This is a genomic window from Segatella intestinalis (assembly GCF_029348455.1).
Taxonomy (GTDB): domain Bacteria; phylum Bacteroidota; class Bacteroidia; order Bacteroidales; family Bacteroidaceae; genus Prevotella.
The window spans coordinates 152,539-162,192 of sequence record NZ_JARJVV010000007.1 but is presented as its reverse complement, the minus strand read 5'-3'; the positions used below and the strand labels follow the sequence as shown (position 1 = coordinate 162,192).

General features: G+C 46.6%; 8 protein-coding genes and 1 pseudogene. All 9 read left to right on the top strand.

The annotated features are described in order from the left end of the window. Window positions 1–111: 111 nt before the first annotated feature. A pseudogene (locus P3T48_RS06595) lies at window positions 112–207 on the top strand (DUF4134 family protein); the annotation flags it as partial. Window positions 208–258: 51 nt separating this feature from the next. Further along, window positions 259–561 carry a DUF4133 domain-containing protein gene (locus tag P3T48_RS06590; RefSeq protein WP_276506098.1) on the top strand — a complete coding sequence of 101 codons (303 nt, stop codon included), beginning with the start codon at window positions 259–261 and terminating at the stop codon, window positions 559–561. A gap of 151 nt (window positions 562–712) precedes the next feature. Further along, window positions 713–1,030: a hypothetical protein gene (locus P3T48_RS06585; RefSeq protein ID WP_276506097.1), complete on the top strand. Its 318-nt coding sequence runs from the start codon at window positions 713–715 to the stop codon at window positions 1,028–1,030. A 6-nt stretch (window positions 1,031–1,036) separates the two neighbouring features. Further along, window positions 1,037–3,595, top strand: a complete 2,559-nt coding sequence (locus P3T48_RS06580; protein WP_276506096.1) for a TraG family conjugative transposon ATPase — start codon at window positions 1,037–1,039, stop codon at window positions 3,593–3,595. 6 nt (window positions 3,596–3,601) lie between these two features. Next, the gene (locus P3T48_RS06575; protein WP_276506095.1) at window positions 3,602–6,163 is read left to right on the top strand and encodes a hypothetical protein; all 2,562 of its coding nucleotides are present in this window, start codon (window positions 3,602–3,604) and stop codon (window positions 6,161–6,163) included. A gap of 67 nt (window positions 6,164–6,230) precedes the next feature. Next, a complete protein-coding gene (locus P3T48_RS06570) occupies window positions 6,231–6,953 on the top strand; it encodes a hypothetical protein (RefSeq protein ID WP_276506105.1) in 723 nt (240 codons plus the stop codon). An 83-nt stretch (window positions 6,954–7,036) separates the two neighbouring features. Beyond that, window positions 7,037–7,822 carry a DUF5045 domain-containing protein gene (locus P3T48_RS06565; RefSeq protein ID WP_443217174.1) on the top strand — a complete coding sequence of 262 codons (786 nt, stop codon included), beginning with the start codon at window positions 7,037–7,039 and terminating at the stop codon, window positions 7,820–7,822. Between the two features lie 6 nt (window positions 7,823–7,828). Further along, window positions 7,829–8,965 (top strand): hypothetical protein, encoded by a 1,137-nt coding sequence (locus P3T48_RS06560; protein WP_071122653.1) that lies wholly within the window; start codon window positions 7,829–7,831, stop codon window positions 8,963–8,965. A 47-nt stretch (window positions 8,966–9,012) separates the two neighbouring features. Then, a complete protein-coding gene (gene traK, locus P3T48_RS06555; RefSeq protein WP_010537146.1) occupies window positions 9,013–9,627 on the top strand; it encodes a conjugative transposon protein TraK in 615 nt (204 codons plus the stop codon). Window positions 9,628–9,654 lie beyond the last annotated feature (27 nt).

Genomic DNA, 9,654 nt, shown 5'->3' with positions numbered 1-9,654 from the left:
CTCATGCTTTCATTTTGGGGTTTCTTGATTTTGTTGTTCCTAATTTGTTTCTTTCGTCATTTTGTCATTCCAATTAGTATTGATTATCAGTATATTACGAGCAATCAGTAAGATTTCAAGAAAAAGATCATGATGATTGTAGGAGCATGTATCTTCCTCGTGGCAGCAGCACAGGCATTGCCATTGTTCTTCGGTGTGACCAACTAACGAGTGAGAGTTGTTCCGTGCATATACAGTAAGTGAGAAACGACGTGAAGAATGGCAAGAGAAGAGCAGGAAATCCGCTACCCCGACTACCCACTGTTCAAGGGACTCCAGAAGCCCCTTGAATTCATGGGAATACAGGGGCGGTACATCTATTGGGCAGCAGCCACGGCAGGAGGAGCCATCATCGGCTTCATTGCCGCCTACTGTCTGATAGGTATCATTGCAGGACTGATCGTGTTGGTCGTGGTAATCACTACGGGTGCAGGTCTCATCATGTTCAAGCAACGGAAGGGACTGCATACCAAGAAGAACGACCAAGGAGTGTTTATCTATGCCTATAGCAAGCGCATATAAAAATGTGAAACAAAAAAAGTATCGACATGACCAAGATGTGGATGACAAGTAGAAAGTGAACGACTGGTAGGCTCATTCTCCCCCAAGGGTGTGGGCCTACCTTTATTTGTTTCAGCAGAAAACATTGCATCTTCGCTACTAAAGTACAGTTGTGAGTATGAAAGGAAAGAATATTATAATAACGGCATTGGCAGTGACATTGCTGACCGCCTGTAAGGACAAGACCTACAAGCCACCCACATTGGATGCGATGAGGAGTGCTGACAAGGCAAGAGCTGCTTGGGCGAGAGAGGCAGAAGAACATCCTGCAACCGTGGAAACACCAACAAGCAGGATGGATTCCACTGCAAAAGATAGTGTATCAACCCTTTATGGCGAAGAAAGTTCCAATACCTCTTATCAAGAGAATGACAACAAATCATCCAGTATGGGAGAAAATCATCAATCATCCGAAGAAACAGAAGAATAAACGAATATGGTACTATATGTAATCTTATTTTTCGTGGCAACCTGCATTGGCATGGCCATATCGGTCTATGCTTTTGGCACTGGTGGCAAGCGGAAGAAAATCTTTCAGGACATCTACTTCTCCGTGGAAGACACGGACGGTATCGGTGTGCTCTATACCAAGACTGGAGAATATTCTGCCATTCTGAAAATGGAGAATCCTGTGCAGAAGTATTCTGCCAATATAGACAGCTATTATGAGTTCACCAATCTGTTTGCTGCCATCGCACAAACTCTGGGTGAAGGCTATGCCCTGCACAAGCAGGACATCTTTACCAGAAAGCAGTTTGAGGATGAGAGTGGCAAGGGGCATGAGTTCCTATCAGAATCCTACTTCCGCTATTTCAACGGAAGAGAATATACAGACAGCATGACCTATCTGACCATTACGCAGGAGAACAAGAAGAGTCGTCTGATGTCTTTCGACAACAAGAAATGGCGAGATTTCTTAGTGAAAATCAGAAAGGTGCAAGACCAGCTGAAGGATGCCAGTATCAAGTCGGAGTTTCTGAACAAACAAGAAGCAAGCCAATATGTTGACCGCTTCTTTGCCATGAACTTCCGTGACAAGATGGTGAGCATGACAGGATTCAAGGTGGATGACGAGATGATAGGTATGGGTGACAGACGCTGTAAGGTATATAGTCTTGTGGATGTGGATTGCGCTAATCTGCCGACACAAATCCGTCCGTTTACCAACATCGAGGTGAACAACACAAGTATGCCAGTGGATCTGGTAGCATTGGTGGACAGCATTCCTGGTGTGGAGAGTGTGGTGTATAACCAAATCATCTTTGTGCCGAATCAGAAGCGTGAGCTTGCCCTGCTAGACAAAAAGAAGAACCGCCATGGCAGTATGCCAAACCCAAGCAATCTGATTGCCGTGGAGGACATCAAGAGAGTGCAAGAGGTGATAGCGAGAGAAAACAAGCAGTTAGTATATACTCACTATAATCTGATAGTGACGGTGAAGCCAGACACGGATATACAAAAGTGTACCAACCATCTGGAGAATGCCTTTGGCAGGATGGGCATCCATATATCGAAGCGAGCCTACAACCAGTTGGAACTGTTTGTCAACTCTTTCCCCGGCAACTGCTATGGGATGAATGCCGACTACGACCGATTCTTGACCTTGGGCGATGCTGCCACCTGCCTGATGTACAAGGAAAAGATTGTGCATAGCGAGGACACACCCTTCAAGGTCTATTATACCGACCGCCAAGGAGTGCCCGTAGCCATCGACATATCAGGAAAAGAGGGACGAAACAAGATGACCGACAACAGCAACTTCTTTGTCCTCGGTCCTTCGGGAAGCGGCAAGAGCTTTTATGTTAACTCCATGGTGCGCCAAGCCCATGAGCAGGACACCGACATCGTGCTGGTAGATACAGGTAACTCGTATGAGGAACTGTGTGAATACTTCGGCGGAAAATACATTTCCTATACCGAGGAGCATCCTATCACGATGAACCCTTTCAAAATCAAACGAGAGGAATGGAACATCGAGAAGTTGGGATTCCTGAAGAACCTGGTGATGCTGATATGGAAAGGAAGTCAAGGCACGGTGAGCAAGACCGAGGATAGGCTGATAGAGCAAGTCATCAACGAGTATTATGATGCCTACTTCACCACCAAGCGAGTGAGCAACCTCTGTTTCAACACCTTCTATGAGTTCAGCACGGAGCGACTGCCGAAGATATGCGAGGAGAATGGTCTGCATGGCATAGACCTGTCATCCTACAACTATCTGTTGAAGGACTTCTATAAAGGAGGTAGCCACGATGTAACGCTGAATGAGAATATGGACAGCAGTCTGTTTGATGAGACCTTCATCGTCTTCGAAATCGACAGTATCAAGGATGATCCACTGCTTTTTCCACTGGTGACGCTCATCATCATGGACGTGTTCCTGCAGAAGATGCGCATCAAGAAGAACCGAAAGATGCTCATCATCGAGGAGGCATGGAAAGCCATCGCCTCGCCCATGATGGCGGAATACATAAAATATCTGTATAAGACCGCCAGAAAGTTCTGGGCAAGCGTGGGTGTGGTGACACAGGAGATACAGGATATCATCGGCAGTGAGATAGTGAAAGAAGCCATCATCAACAACTCGGATGTGGTGATGCTGCTCGACCAGAGTAAATTCAAGGAACGCTTTGACACCATCAAGGCGATACTCGGTTTGACCGATGTGGACTGCAAGAAGATATTCACCATCAACCGTTTGGAGAATAAGGAAGGACGCAGTTTCTTTCGTGAAGTGTTTATCAGACGAGGACAGACCAGCAATGTGTATGGTGTGGAAGAACCGCATGAGTGCTATATGACCTACACCACGGAACGAGCGGAGAAGGAAGCGTTAAAACTCTACAAGCGAGTGTTGAAATGCAACCACCAACAAGCTATCGAAGCCTATTGCAGGGATTGGGATGCAAGTGGTATCAGCAAGAGCCTCGCTTTTGCTCAAAAGGTAAATCAGGCAGGAAAAGTACTGAATTTAGGGAACAAAAATAAAAAGTAATCAAAGATGAAACGACTTCTATCCATTATAATGCTGATAGTCTGTGTGTTGGCAAAGGCTGACGCACAGTACTACAGCGTGAACTATGACAAGCAGACGGTGGCTGCTATGGCAGCTGCATACGGAACGGAAGCCGTGGCAGAGGCATACTATAACGAGCAGGTGCAGAACATCTTGAAGCACTATAATGCAGCAGAAGTGGCAAGTGCCGGCATCTTCGCCTCAAAATTCTTGGAACGCAAGGCAATGACGGATTTGGGCATCTGGAACAGTAGCACAGAGAACTACTATTACCGCCGTATCTACAACATTGTGAGCAACAAAATCATGCCGAAGATATGGACGGTGGCAGGAATGATGCTGAAAAGTCCGCAGACTGCCCTGTATTGGGGAACCTATCTGATGAAGATATGTGATGACACCAAGAACCTGTGTATGCAGTTTGAGAGTGTGGTAACAAACAGCACCCTCACATTCTCGGACATCGCCTTTCTACAAATCAACCAGGAGATAGCTGCCATACTGAAACTTTCAGAGATTGGCAACGTGGATTGGAAGAAGATGTTGGACGATTTGTCGAAGGTGCCAGGCAATTTTACAGTAGACAATCTGAAAGCCGACATCGACAATCTGTATAAGGCAGGAGCCAACCTTGCAGGAGCAGGAATGAACAATATCGGCAATGCCCTTTTGCAGAGCAGCCAGTTCAACGACCTCTTCCAAGGCAAGCTCAGTGCAGCCATCGACATTGTGGATAACTATTCCTCGCTGTTCAAAAGTCTCGACAAGAGCGTTGGCAACACCCTCTTGGGCATGATTGGAGGCAAGGACAACGTGGCAGGACTTTTCTCTCTTGCCAACTATAACCTCACCTCTTGGATGACCGACTATCTGGATGAGACAGCAGGAAACTACTACACGCAAAGATGGTATATCGCCCGACGAGACCAAGGACGAGAGAAACTGTGCGACTATGTACCGCCCACCGATGACAACAGCATCTTGAAAGGCGACCACTGGTACAGAATCAACACCAAGGATGCCAACTTCTATCCCAACAATAGCCAAAAGGAAGCTATCCTGCAAAACTCGGAGAATCATGCAGGTTGGTCAAGAACAAGGGTGCAACAGCTCAACAACCAGAATGACGGCTTTACTTATAGCATCAGCTATTGGTTGAACAGCTACATCATCAGCAGCAAAAAGAAAGGACAGAAACAGAAGGCATACGCCTACAAGATACAGGTGGACAAGAGTTGGAACAGGACAGAAGAAGTGTATGAGGCAGTCTTTGACTCCTATTCGATGGACTTGAACACCTTCAAGGCACAACTGCAAGCCCGGTTGAGCGAATGGAATGACAACGAGGAAGGCTATACCTATTATATAGGCAGTGATGCACGCAACTACTATCAGGCAACCGATGCCGCCAAACTGAAGGGATGCGAGAGCGTGACCATTAGTGTGACATGCAGCGATGGTGTGCAGTTGGGGCAAGGCACCACACAATACAAATGCAAGAGTTGTGGCGGTTCGCTGAATGACCACAGCAAGAAATGCGCCATGACAACATCTGTGACAGAGAACAACCTTGACCTCTCGGACTTGTATAAACAAGAGCAGGAAGCCAATGCCAAGATAGCCTCTCTGCAATCTCAAATCAGTCAGTTGGAAGCCGAGAGCAAGTCGCTTGTCAAGCAAATCGCCAATGCAAGTGTGGAAGATGCAGCCAAGTATCGGGAGCAATACAACAAGAACAAGGCTTCCATCGAACAACTGAACAAAGAACTTGCCACATGGCAACAGAAACAAAGGGAAATAGAGGAAGCCAAGGCAGAGGCAGGAAAGGACAATGACGTGGCGACGGATGACTACTATCGCATACCAGCCATTATGAACGACTGCAAAAGTGCCTACAACCTGACTTGGCAAGGGGAAGGAACATGGAGCGGCTATACTTACATTCGAAAAGCCACCATGCCCAACATCAACGGCATCATCACCTTCAAGGCAACATTGAAGATCGCCCGAAAACCAAAATATTTCTTGGGCATCAAGATACACAGAGCCATCCTGCAGATCAGTTGGGAGCTGACATCGGAATACACCAACACCTCGGTAGTGGATGTGATAACGCTTGACCCAAGCAAGACCGAGCAGGAAAAGGCGGACGAAGTGAACAAGCGCATCTCGGAAATCGCGCAGGAATATCCATCGTGCAAGATAACCACTGAATATGCTAAGAGCGCACCTGCCGATGACAATAACACCGATGATACCTTTCATCTGCTATGGTCGAGCGATAGGTTAGAGATAGCCAGAGAGGTGGACAGCAGAATCACCAAGATATACGCAGACTTGGTATCGTTGGAGAAGATGATGCACTACAAGCGCAACATCATCGACGTGCTGATGGACATCGCTCCACATATCAATGCTGACGAAGGACGACGGTTGACACTGGTGGAGAAATGCAAGAAACGTTGGTTAAGGAAAGCTGCCGATACCAAACACTCAGATGATTATCACGGCAAGTTTAATGATGAAGACAATGAAAATGAGAAATAGAAAAGAATACAAGGCTGATGCAGCGGAGAGGGTTGCAGGGGCAGTGAGCAAGAAGCGACGAATGGATATTGTGAGAACATTGCTGATAGCAATCTTGCTCCTCGCCCTCCCCTCTAAAACATTCGCCCAATGGGGATTTGATGTTGCCAGCGTGGAAGCCTACATCAATGACCACAAGAAACAGCGGAGTCTGTTGCTCGCACGAAGCACGTTGGAATACAGCAATAAACTATTGCACAGTTACAGTAAGGACGAGACCAAGGCATACAAGGAACTGAACGTTGACCTTGACAAGTACACCAGGGCATTTGATGTGATAGATGTGCTATATCAAAGTTTACGAACCAGTCTGAACGTGTACTCCACCTACGAGGGTGTGAGCGACAGAATATCGGACTATAAGAAGCTGTTGGATGACTACAACCAAAAAGTCATCAAACGAAAGCGCATTTCGCTTGCCGATACCATACTGATAGGTATTAACCGACGAGCCATAGAGAATATCGCAAATGAAGGCGAATACCTCTACAAAAGCGTGAGCGACTTGGTGCTGTATGCCACAGGAGCGGCAGCGTGTTCTACGGCAGACCTTCTTGTGGTATTGGAAAGCATCAACACCTCGCTTGACAATATAGAGAAGCATCTGAACAAAAGCTACTTTGAGTCGTGGCGATATATCCAAGTGCGCATCGGCTATTGGAAAGAAAAGGTTTACCGAACCAAAAGCAAGCAGCAAATACTGGAAGATGCCTTCGGTCGGTGGCGAGTGGCAGGTAAACTTGGATATTAGTTAAGTGAAGAGTGAAGTATGAAGAATTCATTTGTTAGCAAACAGTGAGAGTTAGTAACCCTTATATATTATAATGTATAGACATGGATAGAAAGAAAACAATGGCAGGAGCTATATTACTGTTGTTGGGCATAGCCATGACAGGCAATGCCCAGAGTTATGTGACATACAATCATGACAGTTCGAAAAAGAACCAGATAACGGTAATGGAAATCGGTAGCGGAAGTCTGTCACCAGAATTGTACTATCAGTTACTGCACAGCAGTTACAAGAAATCGGCTGCGAGTAAGAACAAACTCGATTTTCGTACCACGGCAGGAATCGGAGCTTACAATCAAGTGGAATATGCCGAAGCCATCGACTCTGCCCTGACCAAAAGAGCAGAGATTGAGGCGTTGAATATGGCAGACCGTCAGATTGACCTCGCCTGGAAAGTGGAAGGAAGCAAAATCAACAGCAAGATGAATGCCTTCAAGAGCAACATCGACCGCATCCTGCCTGTAGGCGGATCCATCGGTGACAAGCAACGCTGGACAGAATGCTATCATGTCTATGAGACAGCCATCAAAGCCACCAAGGATGCCTATATGCCCAATGCCAAGCGTAAGAAGATGTACCTACAGATTTATGCAGATGTGGCAAAACAGAACGAGACACTTGTGAAGCAACTGGTGCAGATGTCGAATGCCAGCAAGACCAAGGAATTGTTGACAGCAAACGGCAACTACCAGACCGCCAACAAACGAAGTATCATCAGCAGTGCATCCAGCAAATGGCGAGAGGCAGGAATGGCAGTGAGAAACAACACATCTTCTGGCAGTAATAACGGCTCGAATGAGGATGACAATGATTTGAAAATAAACAGATAAGGAGTTATGGCAGACAACAGTAGCATATTATCCGACTTCGGCATCAACATCTTGGAAGAAGAAATTGATGACGTGATTTTCCAGACCAACGAGTTTCTGTGCGACGCTACTTTTACAGGCTCAAACGGACCTTTTTGGTGGGTCGTCCAAATGTGTATGGCACTCGCAGCCCTCTTCTCCATCGTGGTGGCAGCGAATATGGCTTACAAGATGATGGTGAAGCATGAGCCACTGGATGTGATGAAACTATTCAAGCCACTGGTGATAAGCATCATCCTCTGTTGGTGGTACCCACCTGCCGATACAGGCATGACGAACAGTGGCAGCAATTGGTGCGTACTGGACTTTCTGAGTTACATACCAAACTCCATTGGAAGTTATACCCATGACCTATATGAGGCGGAAGCCACACAGATAGAGGACAAGTTTACGGAAGTTCAGCAGCTCATCTACACCAGAGACACGATGTACACCAACGTACAAGCCCAGGCAGACATTGCCCATAAGGGAACAACAGACCCGAATCTGGTGGAATCGACCATGGAGCAGACAGGTGTGGATGAAGTGACCAATATGGAAAAGGACGCAGCCAAGCTGTGGTTTACCTCTTTGACAGCAGGAGCAGTGGTGAACATCGACAAGATAGTAATGTTGATAGCATTGATAGTCTTCCGTATCGGTTGGTGGAGCACCATCTATTGCCAGCAGATACTGTTGGGAATGCTGACGATATTCGGACCGATACAATGGGCGTTCTCCCTCTTGCCGAAATGGGAAAGCAGTTGGGCGAAGTGGCTGACAAGGTATCTGACCGTGCATTTCTATGGAGCGATGTTGTACTTCGTAGGCTTCTACGTGCTGCTACTTTTCGACATTGTGCTTTGCATACAGGTGGAGAACCTGACTGCAATCACCGCCAGTGAACAGACGATGGCAGCATATCTGCAAAACTCGTTCTTCTCGGCAGGGTATCTAATGGCAGCAAGCATCGTGGCATTGAAGTGCCTGAACTTGGTTCCAGACCTTGCGGCATGGATGATACCAGAGGGCGATACCGCATTCTCAACAAGAAACTTCGGTGAGGGTGTGGCACAGCAAGCCAAAATGTCGGCACAGGGGACACTTGCCCATGTGATGCACTGATAAAGGTAAAAAAGTAAAAGAGTAAAAAGGTAAAAAACATTATAGCAATGGTAATCAAGAATTTAGAGAATAAGGTAAAGTTGGTGACTATCATCTGTAGCCTGTTTCTGGTTGGGTGCGTGCTGATAAGTATCAGCAGCATCTGGACGGCGAAGAACATGGTGGTGGATGCACAGAACAAAATCTATGTGTTGGACGGCAACGTGCCAATTTTGGTGCAGCGTACGACGATGGATGAGACATTGGATGTGGAAGCAAAGAGCCATATCGAGATGTTCCATCATTATTTCTTCACATTGGCACCCGATGACAAGTACATCAAATACACGATGGAGAAAGCCATGTATCTGGTGGATGAGACAGGATTGGCGCAGTACAATACACTGAAGGAGAAGGGCTTCTACTCCAACATTATGGGAACAAGTGCCGTGTTCAGTATCTTCTGTGACAGTATCAAGTTCAACAAGGAGAAGATGGAGTTTACCTACTATGGCAGACAGCGCATCGAGCGCAGAACCAATGTGCTGACACGTGAGCTGGTGACGGCAGGACAACTGAAACGTGTGCCAAGGACGGACAACAACCCACATGGATTGCTGATAGTGAACTGGCGAACCTTGCTCAACAAGGATATTGACCAGAAGACGAAGAGCAACTATTGAAGGTAAAAGGGTAAAGAAGTAAAAAGG

What these genes read in the sequence shown, in the direction of transcription:
- P3T48_RS06565 (WP_443217174.1), top strand. Translation starts at nt 7,037, where the DNA reads ATGGATAGAAAGAAAACAATGGCAGGAGCTATATTACTGTTGTTGGGC.
- P3T48_RS06575 (WP_276506095.1), top strand. Translation starts at nt 3,602, where the DNA reads ATGAAACGACTTCTATCCATTATAATGCTGATAGTCTGTGTGTTGGCA.
- traK (WP_010537146.1), top strand. Translation starts at nt 9,013, where the DNA reads ATGGTAATCAAGAATTTAGAGAATAAGGTAAAGTTGGTGACTATCATC.
- P3T48_RS06590 (WP_276506098.1), top strand. Translation starts at nt 259, where the DNA reads ATGGCAAGAGAAGAGCAGGAAATCCGCTACCCCGACTACCCACTGTTC.
- P3T48_RS06560 (WP_071122653.1), top strand. Translation starts at nt 7,829, where the DNA reads ATGGCAGACAACAGTAGCATATTATCCGACTTCGGCATCAACATCTTG.
- P3T48_RS06580 (WP_276506096.1), top strand. Translation starts at nt 1,037, where the DNA reads ATGGTACTATATGTAATCTTATTTTTCGTGGCAACCTGCATTGGCATG.